This is a genomic window from Embleya australiensis, from assembly GCF_051903075.1.
In the GTDB taxonomy this organism is placed as follows: domain Bacteria; phylum Actinomycetota; class Actinomycetes; order Streptomycetales; family Streptomycetaceae; genus Embleya.
Genome location: NZ_CP182422.1, coordinates 5,350,423 through 5,371,600, shown reverse-complemented (window position 1 = coordinate 5,371,600; position 21,178 = coordinate 5,350,423). Strand labels below are relative to the sequence as shown.

At 71.9% G+C, this 21,178-nt stretch carries 21 protein-coding genes; 7 read left to right on the top strand and 14 right to left on the bottom strand.

All coding sequences use genetic code 11. From position 1 onward, the window contains the following. Window positions 1-182: 182 nt before the first annotated feature. Window positions 183-1,004: an SDR family NAD(P)-dependent oxidoreductase gene (locus ACMXN5_RS23360; RefSeq protein WP_439676835.1), complete on the bottom strand. Its 822-nt coding sequence runs from the start codon at window positions 1,002-1,004 to the stop codon at window positions 183-185. 222 nt (window positions 1,005-1,226) lie between these two features. Between ACMXN5_RS23360 and ACMXN5_RS23355 the strand changes: the two genes are divergently transcribed. The 3 genes from ACMXN5_RS23355 (at window position 1,227) to ACMXN5_RS23345 (ending at window position 3,369) form a co-directional block, all read left to right on the top strand. Beyond that, the gene (locus ACMXN5_RS23355; RefSeq protein ID WP_380041563.1) at window positions 1,227-1,532 is read left to right on the top strand and encodes a GNAT family N-acetyltransferase; all 306 of its coding nucleotides are present in this window, start codon (window positions 1,227-1,229) and stop codon (window positions 1,530-1,532) included. Window positions 1,533-1,647: 115 nt separating this feature from the next. Next, window positions 1,648-2,460, top strand: a complete 813-nt coding sequence (locus tag ACMXN5_RS23350) for a serine hydrolase domain-containing protein (protein ID WP_439676834.1) — start codon at window positions 1,648-1,650, stop codon at window positions 2,458-2,460. 69 nt (window positions 2,461-2,529) lie between these two features. Beyond that, entirely contained in the window at window positions 2,530-3,369 is an 840-nt protein-coding gene (locus ACMXN5_RS23345; RefSeq protein ID WP_439676833.1) for a DMT family transporter, read from the top strand. Window positions 3,370-3,463: 94 nt separating this feature from the next. Here ACMXN5_RS23345 and ACMXN5_RS23340 read toward each other — a convergent pair whose 3' ends face one another. Next, complete coding sequence (locus ACMXN5_RS23340) at window positions 3,464-3,724, bottom strand: hypothetical protein (RefSeq protein ID WP_078975104.1); 261 nt, start codon at window positions 3,722-3,724, stop codon at window positions 3,464-3,466. Window positions 3,725-4,034: 310 nt separating this feature from the next. Here ACMXN5_RS23340 and trxA point away from each other — a divergent pair, with 310 nt between their 5' ends. Further along, on the top strand, window positions 4,035-4,403 hold the full coding sequence (gene trxA, locus ACMXN5_RS23335) for a thioredoxin (RefSeq protein WP_268812471.1): 369 nt from the start codon (window positions 4,035-4,037) through the stop codon (window positions 4,401-4,403). Window positions 4,404-4,650: 247 nt separating this feature from the next. Here the strand turns inward: trxA and ACMXN5_RS23330 are convergent, their stop codons facing one another. The 7 genes from ACMXN5_RS23330 to ACMXN5_RS23300 all read right to left on the bottom strand — a co-directional run bounded on the left by ACMXN5_RS23330 (window position 4,651) and on the right by ACMXN5_RS23300 (window position 12,426). After that, window positions 4,651-5,823 (bottom strand): PrsW family intramembrane metalloprotease, encoded by a 1,173-nt coding sequence (locus tag ACMXN5_RS23330; protein WP_439676832.1) that lies wholly within the window; start codon window positions 5,821-5,823, stop codon window positions 4,651-4,653. Further along, the gene (locus ACMXN5_RS23325; RefSeq protein ID WP_439676831.1) at window positions 5,820-6,410 is read right to left on the bottom strand and encodes a hypothetical protein; all 591 of its coding nucleotides are present in this window, start codon (window positions 6,408-6,410) and stop codon (window positions 5,820-5,822) included. The genes ACMXN5_RS23330 and ACMXN5_RS23325 overlap by 4 nt, the downstream gene beginning before the upstream one ends. A 94-nt stretch (window positions 6,411-6,504) precedes the next feature. Continuing rightward, window positions 6,505-6,960: a tellurite resistance TerB family protein gene (locus ACMXN5_RS23320; protein ID WP_439676830.1), complete on the bottom strand. Its 456-nt coding sequence runs from the start codon at window positions 6,958-6,960 to the stop codon at window positions 6,505-6,507. A gap of 156 nt (window positions 6,961-7,116) precedes the next feature. Further along, a complete protein-coding gene (locus ACMXN5_RS23315; RefSeq protein WP_439676829.1) occupies window positions 7,117-8,610 on the bottom strand; it encodes a serine/threonine-protein kinase in 1,494 nt (497 codons plus the stop codon). 213 nt (window positions 8,611-8,823) lie between these two features. Then, window positions 8,824-10,062 (bottom strand): Ig-like domain-containing protein, encoded by a 1,239-nt coding sequence (locus ACMXN5_RS23310; RefSeq protein WP_439676828.1) that lies wholly within the window; start codon window positions 10,060-10,062, stop codon window positions 8,824-8,826. A gap of 214 nt (window positions 10,063-10,276) precedes the next feature. Then, window positions 10,277-11,842, bottom strand: a complete 1,566-nt coding sequence (locus ACMXN5_RS23305; protein ID WP_439676827.1) for a DEAD/DEAH box helicase — start codon at window positions 11,840-11,842, stop codon at window positions 10,277-10,279. Between the two features lie 380 nt (window positions 11,843-12,222). Next, the gene (locus ACMXN5_RS23300; RefSeq protein WP_020554660.1) at window positions 12,223-12,426 is read right to left on the bottom strand and encodes a cold-shock protein; all 204 of its coding nucleotides are present in this window, start codon (window positions 12,424-12,426) and stop codon (window positions 12,223-12,225) included. 320 nt (window positions 12,427-12,746) lie between these two features. Here ACMXN5_RS23300 and ACMXN5_RS23295 point away from each other — a divergent pair, with 320 nt between their 5' ends. Next, window positions 12,747-13,226: a hypothetical protein gene (locus ACMXN5_RS23295; RefSeq protein ID WP_395788259.1), complete on the top strand. Its 480-nt coding sequence runs from the start codon at window positions 12,747-12,749 to the stop codon at window positions 13,224-13,226. A 37-nt stretch (window positions 13,227-13,263) separates the two neighbouring features. On the opposite strand, the gene ACMXN5_RS23290 is transcribed toward ACMXN5_RS23295, so the two are convergent. Continuing rightward, the gene (locus ACMXN5_RS23290; RefSeq protein WP_439676826.1) at window positions 13,264-14,004 is read right to left on the bottom strand and encodes a rhomboid-like protein; all 741 of its coding nucleotides are present in this window, start codon (window positions 14,002-14,004) and stop codon (window positions 13,264-13,266) included. A 195-nt stretch (window positions 14,005-14,199) separates the two neighbouring features. Between ACMXN5_RS23290 and ACMXN5_RS23285 the strand changes: the two genes are divergently transcribed. Then, the gene (locus tag ACMXN5_RS23285; RefSeq protein ID WP_439676825.1) at window positions 14,200-16,314 is read left to right on the top strand and encodes a protein kinase domain-containing protein; all 2,115 of its coding nucleotides are present in this window, start codon (window positions 14,200-14,202) and stop codon (window positions 16,312-16,314) included. Window positions 16,315-16,422: 108 nt separating this feature from the next. Here ACMXN5_RS23285 and ACMXN5_RS23280 read toward each other — a convergent pair whose 3' ends face one another. After that, window positions 16,423-16,923, bottom strand: coding sequence for a DUF7144 family membrane protein (locus ACMXN5_RS23280; RefSeq protein ID WP_439676824.1), 501 nt, complete (start codon window positions 16,921-16,923; stop codon window positions 16,423-16,425). 239 nt (window positions 16,924-17,162) lie between these two features. Between ACMXN5_RS23280 and ACMXN5_RS23275 the strand changes: the two genes are divergently transcribed. Next, a complete protein-coding gene (locus tag ACMXN5_RS23275) occupies window positions 17,163-18,392 on the top strand; it encodes a hypothetical protein (protein ID WP_439676823.1) in 1,230 nt (409 codons plus the stop codon). Between the two features lie 16 nt (window positions 18,393-18,408). Here ACMXN5_RS23275 and ACMXN5_RS23270 read toward each other — a convergent pair whose 3' ends face one another. The 3 genes from ACMXN5_RS23270 to ACMXN5_RS23260 are packed head-to-tail and all read right to left on the bottom strand — an operon-like array spanning window position 18,409 to window position 21,051. Then, on the bottom strand, window positions 18,409-19,227 hold the full coding sequence (locus ACMXN5_RS23270) for an AraC family transcriptional regulator (RefSeq protein WP_439676822.1): 819 nt from the start codon (window positions 19,225-19,227) through the stop codon (window positions 18,409-18,411). A gap of 46 nt (window positions 19,228-19,273) precedes the next feature. Next, window positions 19,274-20,188 (bottom strand): carbohydrate ABC transporter permease, encoded by a 915-nt coding sequence (locus tag ACMXN5_RS23265; RefSeq protein WP_439676821.1) that lies wholly within the window; start codon window positions 20,186-20,188, stop codon window positions 19,274-19,276. Beyond that, complete coding sequence (locus ACMXN5_RS23260; protein ID WP_439678058.1) at window positions 20,185-21,051, bottom strand: carbohydrate ABC transporter permease; 867 nt, start codon at window positions 21,049-21,051, stop codon at window positions 20,185-20,187. Before ACMXN5_RS23260 ends, ACMXN5_RS23265 begins: the two co-directional genes overlap by 4 nt. Between the last annotated feature and the right edge of the window lie 127 nt (window positions 21,052-21,178).

Here is a 21,178-nt window from a genome sequence, read left to right as displayed (position 1 = left end):
GCGGCTCGACCGACCTTCGGCCGCACCGTCGTCGTCCTGTCGCCATCCCGACGATCGGGAACCGTCACCCGGTTCCCGACTCCCGCCACAACCGGACGAGACCCGGACCACACCCGGACCACACCCGAACCATCCGACCGGACCGCGACCGCACGACAACGGGACACCCTACGAAGGTGCCCTCACGCGCCGTCCGGCAGGTTGGTCCAACCACGACCGTCGGCCCTGCCGTACCACCCACTGGCCGCCGTGGTCCCGCCGTCCACCGGGATCAGATGACCCGTCACATACGACGATGCGGCACTGGCCAGGAAGAGCACAACCTTCGCGTAGTCATCGGGTTCGCCGAATCGCGCCAACGGGACCCACGAACCGATCAACGCCGGGTCGCGATCGCGCAATTTGGCCTCGTATGTCGTCTGCGGCGTGTTCGCCATGTCCGGGGCGATCGCGTTGACCCGAACCCCCTTGCGCGCCACATCGACCGCGAGCGACTTGGTGAACGCGATGATCGCGGCGTTGTACGCGGAGTAGACCGGACACCCCGGGATGCCGCGCAGCGCCTCGACCGTCGACACGTTCACGATGCTCCCCCGGCCCCGCTCGACCATCGACGGCAACACCGCGTGCGTGACCCGCAGCACGTGTTCGAAGTTGATCGCGTGCAGCGCCCGCCACTCCTCCTCCGTACTGCGCAGGAAGGTGGTCGAGGGCCGGTAGTCGCCCACGTTGTTCACCAGGACGTCCGCGCCGCCCGCCGCGAGCGCCGCGTCGCGCAGCCGCTCCACCGTCGCCGACTCCCGGATGTCGCCGAGGACCACCTCCACCCGCCCGCCGGCCGCCTCGATGTCCGTACGCGCCTGCTCGGCCCAGTCCGCGTCGATGTCGTTGAGCACCACGAGCGCGCCCGCGCGGGCCAGCAGCCGGGAGACCCCGCCGCCGATGCCCGCACCACCTCCGGTGACGATCGCGACCTGGCCGGCGAGGGGTTCGGGGTCGAGCATGGGTGGTGCCTCCTCGGCGGATATGACGATGCGTCAGATCTGCGCATGCTCCCCCAGGTCGGCCACGAGGTCAACGCCGAACCCGACCCGGACGATCTTCGCCACACCCCCGCCTCCGGCCCCACCGATCGAGCCCGGGGGACCGAGACCAGGCAGGATGGGGGCAACGAACACAACCGGTGCGCCCGACCCCGTCGGCACGCACCACGACGAAGGGATCACATGGACATCAAGGTCGAGGACGTCCCGGCGCAGCACCGCTTCGAGGCCCGGGTCGACGGCGCCCTGGCGGGCTTCGCCGAGTACATGACCACCGACACCCTGATCGTGTTCACCCACACCGAGGTGGACCCGAGCTTCGAGGGCAAGGGCGTGGGCGGCACCCTCGTCCGCGGCGCCCTCGACCTGGTCCGCGCCGGCGAGCACAAGGTGCTGCCGCTGTGCCCGTTCGTCAAGGCGTGGATCGGCAAGCACCCGGACTACTTCGACCTCGTCTACGACGCCCCGCCGAGCAAGGTCACCGACTGACGCCACGCCCCGACGGCCCGGTCCCGGTCCCGTACCCACCCGAACCGCCCACCCCGTCGCGCGACCCCCTCCCTCGGTTGGGCGTACGCATGGCCTCGCCGTAGGCTCGACTCCCGTGAACAGCCTGCGCATGATCGACACCTGGCCCGTCGGGAAGGCCGCCGCGGCCGTGGTCACCCGCGATGGAGTGGTCAAGAGCGAGCACGGTCCGGTGGACGAGCCGTTCCGGCTCGCCTCGGTGACCAAGTTGCTCACCGCGTACGCCGCGCTCGCCGCGATCGAGGAGGGGGCGATCGAGCCGGACGACCCGGCCGGGCCGCCCGGATCCACGATCCGCCACCTCCAGGCGCACACGTCGGGCCTGGCCTTCGACGAGGACCGGGTGCTCGCCGGCCCCGGCCGCAAGCGCATCTACTCGAACACCGGCTTCAACCTGCTCGGCGCCACCATCGAGAAGGCGTGCGACATCCCGTTCGGGGAGTACGTGCGGCAGGCGGTCTTCGCCCCCCTGGGCATGACCGAGACCACGATCGGCGACTCCCCGGCCGCCGGCGGCGTGTCCACCGTGCGCGACCTGACCCGGTTCGCGGCCGAACTGCTCGCCCCGCGCCTGCTCGCGCCGGAGACCGTACGCGCGGCCACCGCCGTGGCCTTCCCCGGCCTGGACGGCGTACTGCCGGGCTACGGCACCCGGCGGCCCAATGACTGGGGCCTGGGCTTCGAGATCCGCGGCACCAAGTCGCCGCACTGGACCGGAACCACCAACTCGCCCGCCACATATGGCCACTTCGGCGCGTGCGGCACCTTCCTGTGGGTGGACCCGGAGCTGGACGCGGCCTGCGTCTGCCTGACCGACCGCGAGTTCGGCCCCTGGGCCGCCGAGGTCTGGCCGATCCTGAACGACGCGGTGGTCGCCGAACTGCGCTGAGCCGAAGCGCACCCCTTCACTCGGCTCGTCCTGCGCCGCGCCGGCCGGCGCGGCGCATACCGTCGACCCGTGGTGTTCTCCGTACTCGCGGCGCTCGCCGCCGCCCTCTGCTACGGCGTCGGAACCGTCCTGCAGGCCCTGGGCGCGCGGCGGACCGCCGGCGCGTCCGGACTCGATCCCCGGGTGCTGACCCGGGCGCTGCGCCAGTGGCCGTTCGTGCTCGGCACCGGACTCGATCTGGCCGGGTACGCCTGCCAGTTCGTCGCGCTGCGCGAGTTGCCGATCTTCGCCGTCGAGGCCGCCCAGTCGGCCAACCTCGCGGTCACCGCGGTGCTGGCCGTGCCGGTCCTGGGCGCCCGGCTGCGCGGCCCGGAGTGGGGCGCGGTCGCCGCCGTCTGCGCGGGCCTGGCGTTGCTCGGCGTCTCCGCGGGGCACGAGGGCCCGGCCCACACCCACGCCGCCTTCCACTGGTCGCTGCTCGTCTGCGTCGCGCTGCTCGGCCTGGCCGGATGGGCCGCCGCCCGCCTCGCCGAACCGTGGCGCTCGCGCCTGCTCGGCCTGCTCTCCGGACTCGGCTTCGGCCTGATCGCGCTGGCCACCAGGGTGCTGACCGACCTGTCCTTCCCGGACCTGCTCGGCTCCCCGACCGTCTACGCGCTGGTGATCGGCGCCGCGCTGACCTTCCTGCTGTACACGATCGCGTTGCAGGGCGGCGCGGTCACCTCGGTCGCCGCCGCGCTCGTCGTCGGCGAGACCGTACTCCCGGCGGGCGTGGGCATCGTCTTCCTCGGCGACCACAGCCGCCCGGGCCCCTACGGCCCGCTCGCGCTGACCGGTTTCGTGTTCGCCGTCGCGGGCGCGATCGCCCTCTCCCGCTTCGCCGAGGGGGAACCCGACCGGCCCGGGTAAACGCGGTCGGCCCCCGTCGCCGTCGCGACGGGAGCCGACTCCCCGAGAGCACATGATCCGAACGTCACCCACCGGGACGCCCCGACCGGTCCGCTCACTCCTCCGGTTCGATGATCTGGTAGTCCAGCTCACCGATCGAGTGCGCCAGTTCGGCGGGGGTGTACACCGCGCCGTCGTAGACGAACGCGGGCTCGATCGCGGTCTCGGTAAGCCCCTCGGCGCTGGTGTCTTGGACGACGATGGCCCAGCCGATGACGGGGCACAGGACGGGCTCTTCACCGGACCTGGTCACCTCGACGTCCCACCCGGGTTCGGCCGGGGCGAGATTGACGACGCTGCGGCGGGTGTAGCGCATGGCGGGACTCCTCGGCTGCACGTGAACCGGCGGTCTGCGCCGGTTCGAACAAGCCTATGGTGCCGGTGTGACTGCTGGGGTCACGGGGCGTATGCAGTGCGAAGACCCGCAGTCGTACGGCCCGCCGCCCTCGGTCGTGCACCCCGCCGGCCCGGGCGTGTGCGCCCGGTCGACCGGGGTAGGTACCGCCCGAACACGCCCGGTGGATGCCGTGCGCCCGCGAGTGGTCGGGTCCCCGGGGCGAGCCCAGGAATGCCCGCGACCCCGCGCCTGTTGACAGGCACGTACACGCAGCACGGGGCACGAACGTTTGGGAGGACGCATGGCCACGGTCGCACTGACCAAGGAGAACTTCGAAGAGGTCGTATCCGGCGACGGCCTGACCGTCCTGGATTTCTGGGCGGCCTGGTGCGGGCCCTGCCGGTCGTTCGCGCCGACCTTCGAGAAGGTCTCGGAGGCCACGCCCGACGTCGTCTTCGCGAAGGTGGACACCGAGGCGGAGACCGATCTCGCGCAGGCGTTCTCGATCCAGTCGATCCCGACCGTGATGCTCGTCCGCGACGGCGTCGTGGTCTTCTCGCAGCCGGGCGCCCTGCCCGAGGCCGCGCTGGTCGATCTGATCAAGCAGGCGCAGGGGTTGGACATGGACGAGGTCAAGCGCAAGATCGCCGCGGGCTGACCGACCGCGAGATCGGGCCGTTCATCCCGATCCATGCCGTTTGCACCTTCGACGCGGCAGAGGTCTACTTGAAGGAACGAGAGGGGCCCGCACGGATAGACGCGGAGAAGCGGTCGAAGTAGGGCCGCGCACCGCGCAATCAGGATCCGCGAGAAGTGGATGGGCCCCTCTCGGTTCGGTAACTCCGGTTACCTGGAGCAGGCGACACGGAAGCCCGTCGGATCACATCCGACGGGCTTCCGCGCGTTCACGCCCCAGGCGCCGCCGGCCCACCCCGCGCCGCCGTCGGCCACCCCGGCCCCACCGCCGGTCGCGCCCGCAGGTGCGCCCGCAGCGTCGCGATCTCCTCCCGCAGCCGCGCGGAGCGGGCCGGCTCGCTCGGGTCCGCGCGCGGGATCCGCCCCGCCACCAGTGCCAGTTGGGCCTCCTCGATCTCGCCGATCAGCACCCGGACCGGCCGGGGCCGAGGTCCGCCCCGCACCTGCCGCCGGCTGTACCGCCGCGGCAACAACTCGGCCTCCACGGGCCGGATCGCCCCGGTCGCGGCCTCCTCGGCGGCCACCTCGCGAAATCTGGCCAGATAGTGCCGCCGCGCCGACCGGTACACCAGCATCGCGACCACGAAGTCGACCCCGACCCGGGCAAGCACCCCCCGCCACCCGGGCGGCAGCGGCGCGTTGAAGAACCAGTGCATCCCCATCGCCAGCACCCAGCAGCCGAGCGCGACCGACACCCGCCGAGCGAGCGGCCGACCGTCGCGCGCGACCCGGTAGCCGATTCCGGTGCCCGCGACCGCGCTCATCGCCCAGTGCGAACCCCACCCGGTGATCCCCACCCGCACCGCGAAGGACGTGTTCACCGAGGCGCCCGGGTCGGTCGCGCCGTCGAGCAGGATGGTGTTCAGCGCGTACAGGAGGTTCTCCACCACCTGGAAGCCGAGGCCGACCAGCGCCCCGTACACCCAGCCGTCGATCGGCGCGCGGATCACCCCGGCCCCGATCAGCGCGAGTATCAGCAGACCGCAGAGCTTGAGCGTCTCCTCATTGAACGGCGCGGTCATCGCAGCCCCCCACGTGTCCGCGAAGTCGACGCCCCGGGTCTTCGCCCAGATGTCGCCCAATCCGGTGTTGGCCAGGATCGCGCACCCGGTCGCGGCGGTCATCCCCCACACGACGCATACGATCGAGCCGGCGTGCGGCGGCTCGACGACCGGTCGGATCCGGCGCGGCAGCAGGTAGCCGATGCCGAGGGTGAGCAGGAGCAGAAAGCCCGCGAGGGCCGCCGCGGCCGGGAAGACCCGTACCGTGTCCCGGTATTCGTGCACGATGACGCCGAGTCCGAACAGGCACCCCAGGAGTGCCACCCCCACGGCGACCGGAGCCGAGGGCTCGCCGGCCGACCGGACCACGCCACCCCTCACGCGGCCTCCTCGGTGAACGTCAACGAGCGCAGTACGTCCGCCACCTGTGCCCACTGGGGATCGGCGGTCGCCGGCGGCGCGAGCGCGATCAGCCGGATGGCGAAGGCGTCCTCGGGGCCGGGATAGATCACCGCCTGCCCGGTGTCGCCGTCACGGGCCACGGTGCCGACCATGCCCCGGGCCCCGGCGTGGGCGACCAGCGGTCCCGGCACGCCGAGTCGGGCATGCCGGTCGCCGACCCGGAGCGTGTCGCGCAGCCCCGTCCACAGCGCGTCGGCGTTCTCGGTCCGGGGCAGCGAGATGTACACGACCGACAGGTCCACGTCGCCGTGCCGCAGCACGAACCGCCGCGAGGGGGTGGTGGCCGCCCGGTCGAGGATCCAGCCGGCGCCGACCCGGAACCACGCGCGGTGGTCGTCGTCCGGTCCGACCCGGAACACCGTGCCCGCCCGGACCCGCTTGTCGCCCGAGATCCACGAGTCGATCAGCGGCCACCCGCCGGTGAGCAGCACCAACACGGCGGCGACCGCGAGCGGACCCCACCAGCGAGCCCGCCGCGGCCCGGGGAGGATGCGGGCGTCGGTCATGTCTCCAACGTCCGCCGAACGGCACGATTCCGCCCGACGAACATCGGCCGTCGGGCGGAATCGATCCCTCGAAAGGGTTGGCCGAAGCTTCGGGTCAGAGACCGAACTCGACGGGGGGCAGGTCCAGTGCGAAGCACGCGTCGCGCACGACCGCCTGCTCGGTCTTGTCGAAGTGGCCGTCGGCGCCGCCGATCACGATGCCGATCTGGATCACCGCGCGCGCCTCGGTCGGCTTCTTCTTCACCTTGGCGATGTCCTGGAGCACGGACACCTTGCCCAGTTCGAAGTCGGCGGTGAGCTTGGCCAGATAGGTCTCGAAACGCTGTTCCAGGTCGCTCGCGGCGAAGTTGCGCAGCACGTCGTTGCTCGTGATCAGCGCGCTCACCCGCTGCCGCTCGGCCGGGTCGATGGAACCGTCGGCCGCGGCGACCAGCGCACACATCGCCATGCTCGCGTCCCGGAACCCGCCGCTCTTCAGCTCGTTCTTCTTCGCTTCCAGCTGTCCCTGCATCGTCTGGGCGGACTGCTTGAACTTGTCCCACAGAGCCATGGGGATCCCCCTGCCTCGCGTACATACGCGTAGATTTCGAGCCTTCAATCTACAGACTCGTAGAAGATACCCGTTACTCGGGCACCCGCAGAATCCATTCTGCGGGGACGAGGCACCGGACGGAGCGGCGCCACACCGTTCGGCGCGGCGGCGCGCTCATGCCCCGTGCAGCGTGGCGGTGAACCGGCGGTTGTAGGAGTCGGTGGCATCGAACTGGAGGGTGCCGTCCGTCGCGATCGACAAGAGAGTGTCGTTGCGGACACAAAAGCCGGAGCTGTCGGGGAGGATGCCGCCGCCCAGCACGATCCGTTCCCGCGTGTACTCCTTCAGTCTTGCCGGCGTCTCGCAGATCACCTTGTTGTAGGAGTCCAGGTAGACGATCCGTGCCGACAGGTCACCGACTTGACCCCGGTTCAGCACGATCCGGATATTCACCGGTTGATCCGTGTTCTGTGCGTCCGAGAATCTACCCGCCCACGGCCGTACGAACTGCATCGGCAGTTCCGCCGGTCCCGATGGGGACGGAGGGACGGTCGGCTTGGGCTTCGCGGACGCGCTCCGCTTCCCCACGCCCACGGTCGCGTACAACCCGCCCGCCGTCAGCGCCGCGCCGAGCAGGAGGATCAGCGGGTACTTCCACCACATCCCGCGCCGCTTCCCCGCGCGCCCGGCCCCGGCGGCGACCTCCGTCGGCTCCGGCGCGAGCCGGGTCTCCTCCGTGCCGGCCACCCGGGTCGGTTCGGCGCCGATCACCCGGGTCGGCGCCGCGTCGTCCGCAGCCGGTTCGGTCTCGATCTCCAGCAGCTCCACGGCCCGCCGGGCGGTCGACTCCACCACCGGACCCGGCAACCAGCCGGGCACGAACAACCGCCGCGGATCGCCCTCCGGCGCCAGCGCGGTCACCACCTGATCCGCCGTCGGCCGCACGGCGGGATCCTTCCGCAGGCACGCCTCGATCACCAGATGCATCGAGTACGGCACCCGGGACAGGTTCGGCTCGTGCCCGATCACCCGGTACATGTGCGCCTGGTCGTTGCCCTCGCCGAACGGTCCGACCCCGGTCGCCGCGTGCACCAGCACCGAGCCGAGCGAGAACACATCCCCGGCGGGCCCGACGTCGAGGCCGTTGGCCTGCTCCGGCGACATGAACGCGGGCGAGCCGACGGACACGCCCGTCGTGGTCAGCGCGGTGGCGTCCGCGGCCCGGGCGATGCCGAAGTCGATCACGCGGGGGCCGTCGAGGGTGAGCAGTACGTTGGACGGCTTGAGGTCGCGGTGCACGAGCCCGGCGTCGTGCACGCTCACCAGCGCCGCGGCCAGCCCAGCGCCCAGCGCCCGCACCGCCTCCTCGGGCAGCGGCCCGGCCAGTCGAACCGCCTCGTGCAACGACGGCCCGGCGATGAACCGCGTGACCAGCCACGGCCGCGCCGCCTCGGCGTCCGCGTCCAGCACGGTCGCGGTCCACGGCCCGGCCACCCGCCGGCCCGCCTCGACCTCGCGCCGGAACCGCACCCGGAACTCCGGGTCGTCGGCCAGCTCCGGACGCACCACCTTCACCGCGACCAGGCTCCCCCGCCCGGTCCGCCCCAGGTACACCCGACCCATCCCGCCCGAACCGAGATGCCGCAGCAGGCGGTACCCCCCGATCACGACCGGATCGTCCTGCGCCAACCCCCGCACACCACACCCCCGTCGGGTCGGGCGACCGCCCGACTTCCTCACCCCCGAACAATACGATCACCCGGGATTCGCGGTTGTCCGATGCACGCGCCGAGCCCGTACCGGAGTCGCGCGGGGGCCGTCCGGACAGCCGAACGCCCCGGAGTCCGGTCCGGCCGGTCCCCGGGGCGATGCGGATGCGGGTCAGCCCGCGAGTGCGCTCTTGGCCTTCCACTGGTCGTAGCTCATCTGCCAGTTGCCGAAGCCGTTGCCGGGCTCGGTGGTCTCGGTGTTGGTCGAGCCCTTGACCACGACCGGGTCGCCGACCTCGACCCGGTTGAAGAACCACTCGGCGTCCGGGACGGTCATCCCGACGCAGCCGTGGCTGGTGTTGGCGACGCCGATGTTGGCGGTGTTCCACGCGGCCGAGTGGAAGAAGGTGCCCGAGGAGGTGAAGTGCACCACCCACGGCACGTCCGGAAGGTTGTAGCTGTCACCCAGGCCGACCGTGGTGGAGTCGAGCGTCTCCTTGGCGTTCTTGTTCAGGATCACGTGCGTGCCGCCACGCGTGGGGAACTCGGCGGAGCCGGCCGACACCTTGATCGTCTTGACCGCGACGCCGTCCTCCATGATGGTCAGCCGCTTCTTCGGGACGTCCACCTCGACGACCCGGTTGGTACCGACCGTGAAGGTGCTCTCGTAGTCGCGCGCGAAGTAGGTGCCGGGGCCGCTGGCGACACCGCCCAGGTTCGCGTTCAGGGTGACCTTCGTACCGCTGGGCCAGAACTCGCGCGGGCGCCAGTCGACCCGGTCCTTGCCGGAGATGTCCTTGGTCCAGCCCCACGAACCCTCGACGTTCGGCGTCGTGGTGACCTTGAGGTTGCGCTCGACCTCGGCCTTGTCCTTGACCGCGTAGTCGAACATCACCGACACCGGCTGGCCGACGCCGAAGGTGCCGCCGTTGGCCGGCCGCAGGGTGACCTTGTTCACCGTGTCGGCCTTGAGCGTGCCGAACTTCGTGGTGGCCGAATTCTCCGCGCCCTTCTTGCCCTTCGTGGTCGCGGTCACCGTGTAGGCCGCGCCCGGCACGGTGCGCGTGGTGGAGGTCCAGGTGCGGCCGTCGGCCCCGATCGTGCCCTCGATCGCCCGGTTCTGCGCGTCCACGACTCGCACCGAGGTCAGCGTCCCGGAGTCGGCCGTCACGATGACCGGCTTGCCCGGCAGGACCCCCTGGGTGCCGTCGGCCGGGTCCACCGTCACCCGCGCCGGTGTGTCCTTCGCCTCATTGTCCGCGTCACCCGGCTTCGCCTGTGCCGCGTCCGACTTCGCCGCCTTGTCGGCCCCTCCCGAGCCGCATCCCGTGAGCACCACCGCGGCCGCGACCAGCGGCAGCGCGAGAACACGAATTCCCTTGCGGGAGCCGGATATCAGGGGCTTACGCACGTACGACCTCACGAGGGGTGGACGACCGGGGATCGTTCAACACTAACAATGCGGATCAATTCCCCGTTCCCCCACGCGGTGTGACGGTTTCGACATGATCCGGACGCAACCGCCCGCCCCGGCACGGCGCGAAGCCGCGCCCGGGACAAATCCCGGACGCGGCTTCGGAGTTGCTGCACCCATCGCGCGGCGGTCGAGCGCCGCGCGAGGTGGACTACGCGACGGCGGTGCGCCGGCGCTGGGCCGGGGCGCCGGTCGAGCCGCCGGAGCGGCCCGAGGTCGCGCCGGACGCGGCGGCCGACGGACGCCGTCCGGTACCGCTGCCGCCGCCCTGGCCGGGCCGACGACCGCGACCACGACCGCCGCCGGCGCCGCGGCGCGGCGACTCGGCGGCCGGCGAGGAGATGACGACCGGGACGCCGGAGGGCACCTGCGCGCCGGTGACGCGGGTGAGTTCCTCGTCGCCCGAGCGCACCTGGATGGTCTCGGCCTCGATGCCGGCGATCATCATCAGCCGGGCCATCTCGCGGCGCTGGTTCGGCGTGACCAGCGTCACGACGCTGCCCGACTCGCCGGCGCGCGCGGTACGGCCGCCGCGGTGCAGGTAGTCCTTGTGGTCGGTCGGCGGGTCGATGTTGACCACGAGGTCCAGGCCGTCCACGTGGATCCCGCGCGCCGCGACGTTGGTCGCGATCAGCGCGGTGACGTGCCCGCTCTTGAACTGCTCCAGGGTGCGGGTGCGCTGCGGCTGCGACTTGCCGCCGTGCAGCGCCGCGGCGCGCACGCCGCTCTGCAACATCTGCCGGGTGAGCCGGTCGACCGCGTGCTTGGTGTCCATGAACATGATCACCCGGCCCTCGCGGGCGGCGATGTGCGTCGCGGCGGTGTGCTTGTCGGCCTCGCTCACGTGCAGCACGTGGTGCTCCATCGTGGTGACCGCGCCCTGCGACGGGTCGACCGAGTGCACGACCGGGTCGGAGAGGAAACGCTTGACGAGCCGGTCGACGTTGCGGTCGAGGGTGGCCGAGAACAACATCCGCTGCCCGTCCGGCTGCACCTGGTCGAGCAGCGCGGTGACCTGCGGCATGAAGCCCATGTCGGCCATCTGGTCGGCCTCGTCGAGCACCGTGATGCCGACCGCGTCCAGCCGCGCGTCGCCGCGGTCGATCAGGTCCTTGAGCCGGCCCGGGGTGGCCACCACGACCTCGGCGCCGTTGCGGAGCGAACTGGCCTGGCGACCCAGCGACATGCCGCCGACGACCGTGGTCATCCGCAGCTGCACCGAGGTGGCGTACGGCATCAGCGCGTCGGTGACCTGCTGGGCCAGCTCGCGGGTGGGCACCAGGACCAGCGCGAGCGGCTGCTTGCTCTCCGCGCGGCGACCGGCGATCCGGGCCAGCATCGCGAGGCCGAACGCGAGCGTCTTGCCCGAGCCGGTCCGGCCGCGGCCGAGCACGTCCCGGCCGACCAGCGCGTTGGGCAGGGTGGCCGCCTGGATCGGGAACGGCTCGGTGACGCCGTTGCGGGTGAGCGCGGCGAGCAGCTGCTTGGGCATGTCCAGCTCGGCGAACGCGGCGACCGCGGGCAGCGACGGGGTGGTGCTGACCGGCAGCGCGAACTCGGCGACGGGCGCCGCGGTCATCGGCTTGCGCCGGTTGCCCGACGGGGCGCCGCCGCGGCCTCGACCGCCACCGCCGCCGTAGCCGCCCCGGCCGGAGCCGGAGCCGCCGCCGCTGCGGCCGTAACGATCGTTGGAGCTGGAACGGGGGGTGCGATTCATGGAGAACCTTCCTCGATGCGGCGCGTATCGAGGACGTCTCCGCGCGGCGGGAAGCCGCACAAGGAGTCGCAAGAACGAGCCGGAGTACCTGAACTGAAGAACCGACGCGGTGACTCGGGTCACGCGCGTCGAGATGTTGCGCAACGGTCGGGCGCCTGCCGAAGAGCGGCGGCCGATGTGCCGGACCGTGCGAGGCCGCGCGACGAGGTCGCGTCGGGCAGGGTCCTGAACGACGGATGTCGGGCATCCGCCTGGGTGGTGCGCCGTGGCTCCCCCGGTTTCGGGAGTCGCCGACCGGGGCGGCCGGCGGCCACGGGAAGGGCCCGCACCTTGCGGCGCGGGCCCTCGCTGCGTGACCGAGGCCACGCCCATGAGCGCAATCAGACGATGTTGATGTTCTCCGCCTGCGGGCCCTTCTGGCCCTGCGTGACGTCGAAGGAGACCTTCTGGCCTTCCTGCAGCTCACGGAAACCCTGAGCGTTGATGTTCGAGTAGTGGGCGAAGACGTCGGGGCCGCCACCGTCCTGCTCGATGAAGCCGAAGCCCTTTTCGCCGTTGAACCACTTCACGGTGCCAGTAGCCACGTATCTTCCCCTTCGGGGCAGTACCGGGATCCCGCACCCTGCGAGACCCGAATCGTTGCTGATTACCCCGCCCGGAGTTGGACACCGGAAAAACAAAAGTGCACCTGTTGGCTACAACCAGCAGGCGCACAGAAAATTCCATGGGAACCACAGCAGCAATTAACGTTAGCACGCCGGACCGCCAAGCCGGCGGGATCGTCTCGATCTTGTCCGAACCGCCCGGCCGGCTCCCGCCCGCCACCACGCGCGCCGGTCCACCGATCGGCGCCGGGTGCGACCATGGACGCTCCCCGCCAGTCCCCCAGCCCCGAAGGGTTCGCGTGTCCTCCTCCTCCGGCATCCCCGCGTCCGACGACTCGGTCCAGCCGATCTCCCTCTCCCCCACCGGCACTCCCCTCACCCTCGAGGACATCAGCGCGCCCGGCGGCTGCGGCGACGGTTGTGGCTGCGCCGGCGGCGGCATCGACATCGACGCCGACCTGCTCGACGCGTTCGTCACCGAGCAGGTGCTGCTGCGCCTCGAATCCGAGCCGGCCTTCCTCGCCCACTCCATCGCGGCGCTCGCCGCGGCGGACGAGATCGACGCCGAACTGGCCGAGGAGATCGAGGAGTTGGAGTCCGACCCGGTCCTCCTGCTGGACGTCCTCGGGGCCACCCGGCAGACCCTGCCGGAGATGGAATCCGACGCCGTCGTCCTGCTCTTCCGCTACGTGATCGACCATGTCGCGCTCGGTCCGGAGGAGTTGCCGTTGGAGGACCGCGTACAGATCGAGTGGCGCGTGCCGCCGATCGAGCGCTGAGCCGGGGCCCCTCCCGGACGAGGGCGCGCCCCTCGTCCTACGGCTCGGCCCGCCCGTTCCCGGCGACCTCCGGGAGCGGGTCGGGGGCCGTCGGCGCGAGTGCGGTCCGCGACAGTGGCCGGCCCGAGCCCGGCCGCCATCGGCCCGTGAACAGGAATCCGGCGCCGAGGCCGATCAGCGCGGCCGAGACGTGCCCGATCGTGGTGAAGTCCGGCAGGTCGCCGTACCACTGCACCGACGAGAACGGGTACAGCAGGCAGCCCAGCGCCCACAGCGGCCGCAGCGGTTTGGGCAGCAGCGGGGTGACCGCCGCTATGGCCGCCATCGAGGCGTAGCTCACCCCGTAGTCGAGCGTGTACCGGGTGTCCTCGGGATACGTGCCCGCGCGGATCGCCGCGATCAGCACGACCGCGGTGAGCAGTGTCGCGCCCACGTGGCCCAGGAGCGTGACGCCGACCGCACGCACCGTGCCGAGCCGGCGCTCCAGCACCGCCATGCACACCCCGATGCCGAATCCGATCGTGGTCACGTTGCCGAACAGGGTGCCGTGCACGTCCGCCACCAGCAGGCTGCCCGCCATCGCGCGAAACGGATGGTGGTCCAGGTTGTCGAGGTTGGTGCTGATGTCGGCCAGGAGCCGGTCAGCGGCCGACTCGGACATCAGGCCGCCGACCACGATCCCGTTGATCGCCAGCAGGATCAGCACGACGAAGGTCGCGGGGCTGCGTCGCGGGTATCGGGCGACGTCGCGCAGCCGGTTCGCGAGGTTCCGGGTCACGGTGCGTTTCTCCTTGGGCCGGCGCGGGGACGCGGCGCGAACCACCATGCTGCATCACCGGCCGGGGTCGCCGTGTCCCGACCCCGGGATCGGGGCGACCGGCGCCCGGGGTTGGAGCGGGCGACGGCGACTCGACACACCCCCCGCCGGGTGCGGCAGGATCGCCCTCGACGGTGCCGGGACGAGGGAGATGGCGTGACTGCGGTGGGTCGGGTGGCGGACCGGTACGAATTGGTGGAACAGCGTGGTCGTGGCGGGCTCGGGCGGGTGTGGGCCGCGCGGGACTCGGTCGAGGATCGCGAGGTCGCGGTCAAGCTGCTGCACGGCCCGCCGGACGAGGCGGCCGCGACCCGGTTCGTGGAGCGCACGCGGGCCGCCGCGCCGTTCGATCACCCCGGCCTGGTCGCGGTGTCCGACGTCGGCCTGACCGACGACGGCACGCCGTTCCTGGTCACCGAACTGCTCTCCGGCCGCGACCTGCGCACAGTGCTGCGCGGGGGGCTGCCCGAACTGCCCGCCGTATCCGAGGTGTTGGACTGGACGGCGCGGATCTGCGCCGCGCTCGACCACGCGCACCGGGCCGGCGTGGTGCACGGCGACCTCAAGCCGGCCGACCTGTTCCTGACCGCCGACGGCGGGATCCGCGTCCTCGACGTCGGCCTGGCCGACCGGCTCGGGGCGGTCGCCGCGACCGGCACCGCCCTGATCGGCACGCTCGCCTACACCGCGCCCGAACGGCTGCGCGGTCGCCCCGCCGAACCGGCCGCAGACCTGTACGCACTGGGCTGCGTGCTGTACGAACTGCTCACCGGGACACCGCCGTTCGGCACCGGGGACATCGCGGCCACGGTGTACGCCCAGCTCCAACGCACCCCGGAGGCCGTGGACCGGCGCCGCCCCGACGTCCCGCCGCACGTGAGCCGCCTGGTCCTGGACCTCCTCGCCAAGGACCCGGCACAGCGCCCGCCGACCGCCGCCGAGGTGGCCCACCGCCTGACCGACCCGCGAGCCTCCATCGAGGCACCACCCGCCCCGACCGGGATGGCACCGACCGAGGCCGGCCCCCTGCCGGATCCGACCGACGTGCCGCCCACCACGGCCGAGGCGCCGCCCGCCCCGGCGGAAGTGCCGCCGACCTCCGCCGAGGCGCCGGCCGCGCCCGCCGAGACACCGCCCGCGCCGGCCGTGGTGGTGCCGCAGCCGACCGGCCCCCTGCCGGATGCGGCCGACGTGCCGCCGACAACGGCCGATGTGCCTCCGACCTCCGCCAAAGCGCCGCCCGCGCCGATCGAGGCAGCGCCGACAACGGCCGATGTGCCATCCGCCCGGGCCGCGGGGCCGCTGACGCTGACCAAGACACCGGCCGCGTCGACCGAGGCACCGCCGACCACGGCCGAGGCACCGCCGGTCCCGGCCGGGCCTCTGCCGGATGCGGCCGTCGTCCCGCCCGTTGCGGTCGAGGCGGGGTCCGCCCACTCCCACGCCGCCCCCGCCGCCCCGGTCGACCCGGCGCGCCGGCCCACCCCGCCGCCGCTTCCCCCGGCGCCGCCGAGCTTCCCGCCGGGAGCGCCCGCCGCCTCGGGGTTCGGCATCCCCGCCCCTTCCGCCCCCGCCGACGACGAGGCCGGGTTGCGGCGGGCGGTCGCGGCCAGCGACCCGGACGCCGCCGTGCAGCTCGCCTACCACCTGGCCGACACCGGCCGGGATGCCGAGGCCGAGGCGCTCTACCGGGAGGCGCTGGCCCGCAACCACCCGGATGCCGCCAACGACCTCGCCGACCTGCTCGCCGCACAGGACCGGCACGCCGAGGCCGAGGAGCTGTACCGCCGCGCCCTCGTCCAGGGCCATCCCGACGCCGCGAACAACCTCGGCCTGCTGCTGCTCCGCCTCGGCCGCGCCCCGGAGGCCGAACACCTGTTCCGGCACGCCGCCGCGCGGGGCCACGACGACGCCGGGCACAATCTCGGCCTGCTCCTCGCCAACACCGGTCGGCTCGACGAGGCCGAGCAGTGGTTCCGACACACCTACGCGCAGGGCCACCCCGACGCGACGGTCAACCTCGCCGGCCTGTTGGCCGCGAAGGGCCGGATGAAGGAGGCCGACAAGCTGTACCGGCGCGCCCTCACCGAGGGCCACCGCGACGCCTCGATCGGCTACGCCGGCCTGCACGAGCGCCGGGGCCGCGTCCGCGAGGCGGAGGAGATGTACCGCCGCGCCCTGGCCGAGGGCCACCCGGCGGCGGCCGGCCGGCTGGCCCGCTTCCTCGACACCCTCGGCCGCGGCCAGGAAGCGATGTGGCTGCGCTCGTAGACGACCCCGCCCCGACCGCACAGACACCACGCACGAACGCCACGCACGACGCCCCACCGGGGCCTGTCGTGCGTGGCGAACGGGTGACGAAACGGTTGTGACGCGCCGTTACGGCATCGTCTCGTCGCGGTCGGAGCGGCGGTGCGCGCCGGTCCCGGTCCGGTATGCCTCCTCGTCCCGGGCCTGCCACTCGGCGATGCTCTCGTCGCGGTAGCCCTGCGCCGCGCCCCAGCGCACGGTCAGCGCGTACAGAACCACCAGGTCGAGCGCCACCACGATGGTGGACCAGACGGGGTGCGCGGCCAGGAAGCCGATCTCGGCGATGATGTTCAACATCACCAGCAGCGAGCCGGCCACCCTGGCCCAGGTCTTGCCGGTGAGCAGCCCACCACCGATGAGCAGTTGCAGCCCGCCGAAGATCAGCAGGATGACGCCCCAGGTGTTGTAGTTCCAGACCAGCAGATCACCGGAGCGGGTGACGAAGTACCCGTCGGAGAACAGGGCCGTGAACCCCTGGAAGAGGTTGAGGACACCCAGGACGAGCAACGTGCAGGCGGCGAATGCCACCCAGCCGGACCAGGCGCTCGTCCTGCGGGTTGTGCTGTTCATGGCCTACTCCCAACCCCGGCCGGACGGCCGGGCGGATGTGCCTGATTTTCACTCGATTTCCATGCGGCGCCGCCCGCTTGCCCGCCGTCGCGCAGACGGCGACCCGACGAGTCGACCCTCTCGCACCTTGACACGCCGAGACATAATTTGCACCTTTTGTCCAATCCGAGTAGATCTCCCGATTTCATGGAACCCGCATGGGACGAACACGGGCCGTGATCGAGGAGAGGACGCCGGCGATGTCGAGGTCAGCCGAGCAGGTCCGGACCGGGCATCCGGTGCGCTTCACCCTGGCCTGCCTCCTGGTGGTCCTCGCCTGTCTGCTCACCCCGGTGGCGGTGACCGCCGCGTGGGCGCGGAACGAGGTGGCCGACACCGACCGCTTCGTCGCCGCGCTGGCCCCGCTGTCCGGGAACACCGCGGTACAGGACGCGGTCTCCGCCCGCCTGGCCACGGCGGCCGTGCAGGCAGTCGACGTGGGCGGGCTGACCGACTCGCTGCGCGAGGCGCTCGGCCTGGGGCCGAACAACGGCTCCGGGCCGGTGTCCGGCTCACTGCAGAGCCTGCTGGCGGGCGTGGCCCACCAAGCCGCGCAGGTATTCGTGGCGAGCGACGCGTTCACCGTGATCTGGCGGGACGCGCTCCGGATCGCGCACGCGTCCGCGCTGGACGTACTCGAAGGCCGGGACAGCGGCACGGTGAGCGCCACGAACGGTGAGGTGGTGCTCGACCTGGGGCCGATGATCGATCAGGTGCGGCAGGGCCTGGTGGGTCGGGGTTTCGCGCTCGCCTCGAACATCCCCGACACCGACCGCCGCTACGTGCTGGTGCACCGCGAGGGGTTGCGCACCGGGCAGGACGCGTTCCGCTTCCTGGACACCGCGGGCACCTGGCTGCCGATCGTGGTCGTGGTGCTGTTCGTCCTGGGCGTGTGCCTCGCGCCGCGCCGCCGGCCCGTGCTGCTGTGGGCGGGCGTGGGCACCGCGCTGACCCTGCTCGCGCTGGGCATCGTGCTCGCGGTGGCCCGTCGGACCTACCTGGACGACCTGCCGCCGGAGGTCTCCCGGGACGCGGCGGCGGCGGTCTACGATGCGCTGGTGAGCTTCCTGCGCCGGACCACCCGCACGCTGGGCGTGGCCGCCGTGGCGCTCGCGATCGCGGCCTTCCTGGCCGGACCGGCCCGCCCGGCGAGGACGATCCGGCGTGCCTTCGCGGTCGCACCGGACCGGGCGGGGGCGGCGTTGGCCCGGCACGGTTTCGGCACCGGGTCGGTGGGCGCGTTCGTGGCCGCGCGCCGGGGGCCGGTGTACGCGGTGACGGGCCTGCTCGGCGGGATCTGGCTGTGCCTGTGGAACCAGCCGACGGTGTGGTCGGTGCTGCTGATCGTGCTGGTGGTCGTCGCGGCGGTGGCGGTCCTGGAAGTGGTCGCGGCGGCCGGGACACGCCGGGAGGTCGAGACCGCGCGGTGAGTCACCGCGGGCCGGCTCAGGGTTGACCGGGGTTCTGCCCGACGCGGCGGAACTCGGACGGGGACTGCTGTACGCGTCGGGAGAACAGCCGGGCGAAATAGGCCGGGTCGTCGTAGCCGACGTTGCGCGCCACCTCGTGGATGGACTGGTCGGTGGACAGCAGCAGCCGCTTGGCTCGGGACAGTCGGGTGCGCACGATGTATTCCTTCGGCGTGGTGCCGGTCGCCCGCTGCATCTCACTGCGCAGCCCCGCCTCGTCCAGGCCCAGTCGCCGGGCGTGTTCGCCGACGGTCAGCGGCTCGGTGGCGTGCTCGTCGAAGTAGCGGACCACCCGCGAGCCGTCCTCGTCGACCCGGATCGTCTTCAGGTCGATGATCAACTGGTGCACGATCGCCGAGGTGACCACCTCGCGGTTCGGCGCGCCCGGCTCCACCGCGGTCAGCAGCCGGTCGAAGCCCTGGCGCAGCGGCCGTACCCCGCCGAGCGACATCACCGGCTCGGTCCGGTCCAAAAACCCCAGGTCCTCGTACGCCGCCGCGGTCGGCCCCTCGAACAGCACCCAGTGCTCGCGCCAGCCCGTCGGGTCGGGGCTGTACGCGTGGTACTCGCCGGGGAAGAGCAGGAACGCCGCCGGGGCCTGCACCGGAATCCGCGGCGCGTGCCGGTTGCCGAACCGGAACCAGCCCGATCCGCCGGTGATCAGGGTGAGTTGGTAGCAGCCGAGCACCCTGCCCTCGAACCGCATCGCGGTGACCTGCTGCCAGCCGACGCCCAGGCACACCAAGCCGAGCCGCTGGTGCTCCTTGGCGGGCGTGAGATAGCGCGCGAAGATCATGGTGCGCCGATGGTACGGCGGCCGGCCCCCGCCGCGAAGCGGTTCCTCACGCCTTGACCCCGCCCGCGACCAGGTCGGTGCGCCAGAACCGCTGGAGCGACCAGAACGCGGCGATCAGCGGCAACACCGACACCAGTGCGCCGACCACGACGAGGTTGGCGTGCGGGTGGCTGAGGTCGCCGTTCCAGGCGTTCAGGCCGAGCGTGACCGGCCACAGGTGCTGGTCGTTGAGGGTGATCTGGGGCAGGAAGAAGTTGTTCCAGACCGCGACCAGCTGGAACAGGAAGATGGTCACCAGCGCGGGCGACATGATCCGCAGGCCGATGGTGTGGAAGATGCGGAACTCGCTCGCGCCGTCGAGCCGGGCCGCCTCGATCAACTCGTCGGGCACCGACGCCTCGGCGTAGGTCTTGGCCAGGAAGACGCCGAACGGGCTGACCGCGGCGGGCAGCAGCACCGCCCAGATCGTGTCGACCAGGTGCACCTTGGACAACATGAGGTAGATCGGCAGCGCGAGCATCGGGGTGGGGATCAGGACCGCGCCCAGGATCACCGAGAAGATGGCGCCCCGGCCGCGGAAGCGGTACTTGGCCAGCGCGTAGCCGGCCATCGCGGCCAGGAAGGTGGCGACCACCCCGCCGCCGACCGCGTACAGCACCGAGTTGAGGACCCAGCGCAGGAAGATGCCGCCGTCCTCCTCGAACAACTGGCGCAGATTGGCACCCAGGTTCCAGTCCGCGAACCAGAAGCCGTTGCTGCCGTACAGGTCGCTGGAGGACTTGGTCGCGGAGACCAGGAGCCACCACACCGGCATCAGGAAGTAGGTCGCCACCAGGAACAGGAACGAGGTGGTCAGCACCTGCGAACGCATCGGCGCGGTACGGCCCTTGGCCGGCGTCGGCGCGGGGTGCGCGACGGGTGCGCGGACCGGGCTCGCGGGCTTGTCGGTCAGTGTCGTCACAGCGAGGACCTGCCGTTCGTGAGCCGGGCGGAGAGTTTGAGCACGGCGAAGGACAACACGCATGTACCGAACGCGAGCAGCACCGAGATCGCGGCGCCCTGGCCGTAGTCGTTGTTCTCGACGGCCTTGTGGTAGGCGGACATGATCGGCGTGTAGTCGGCGTCCAGCGACGAGGTCAGCGGGCGCAGCACGCGCGGTTCGGTGTAGAGCTGAAGCGTGCCGATCACGGAGAACACGGTGGTCAGCGCGATCGCCGGGGCGACCAGCGGCACCTTGATCCGCCACGCGGTGCGCCACGGGCCGCACCCGTCCAACTCGGCGGCCTCGTACAGCTCCTGCGGGATCGCCTGGAGCGCGGAGTAGATGACCAGCATGTTGTAGCCGGTCCAGGTCCAGGTGACCACGTTGGCGATCGACCACAGGACCGCGTCCTCGCCGAGGAAGTCGGACGGCAGTCCGACCGCGTCGAGCATGCTCACCACCGGGCTGGAGCGCGGCATGTACAGGAATGCCCACAGGATGGTGGCGATCACCCCGGGGATCGCGTAGGGCAGGAAGTACGCGGTGCGAAAGAAGCCCTTGAGCCGCGCCGACTTGGCGTCGAGGAGCAGCGCGAGCACCAGCGCGAGGCCGAGCATCACCGGCACCTGGATCACACCGAAGAGCAATACCCGGCCCACGCCGTGCCACAGCGCCTCGTCGTGCAGTGCCTTGGTGTAGTTCTCGAACCCCGCGTACACCCGCTCGGGCGGGGTCAGTCCCAGGCCGGAGCGCCGCATCTTGTGCAGGCTCTCCACGATCGCGTAGCCGACGGGGACTGCGTACATCGCGACGAACAGCACGCCGAACGGGGCGAGGAACATCAGGGGTGCGGACCGCCGGCGCTTGCGCCGCGGGATCGGTGCGCTCAAGGGCGGGCTCCCGGTGAATGTCGTGGATGCTGCGATTGCGTGTGGACCGGCGGGCGGGGCCGGTGGGCCGGTGACGCCC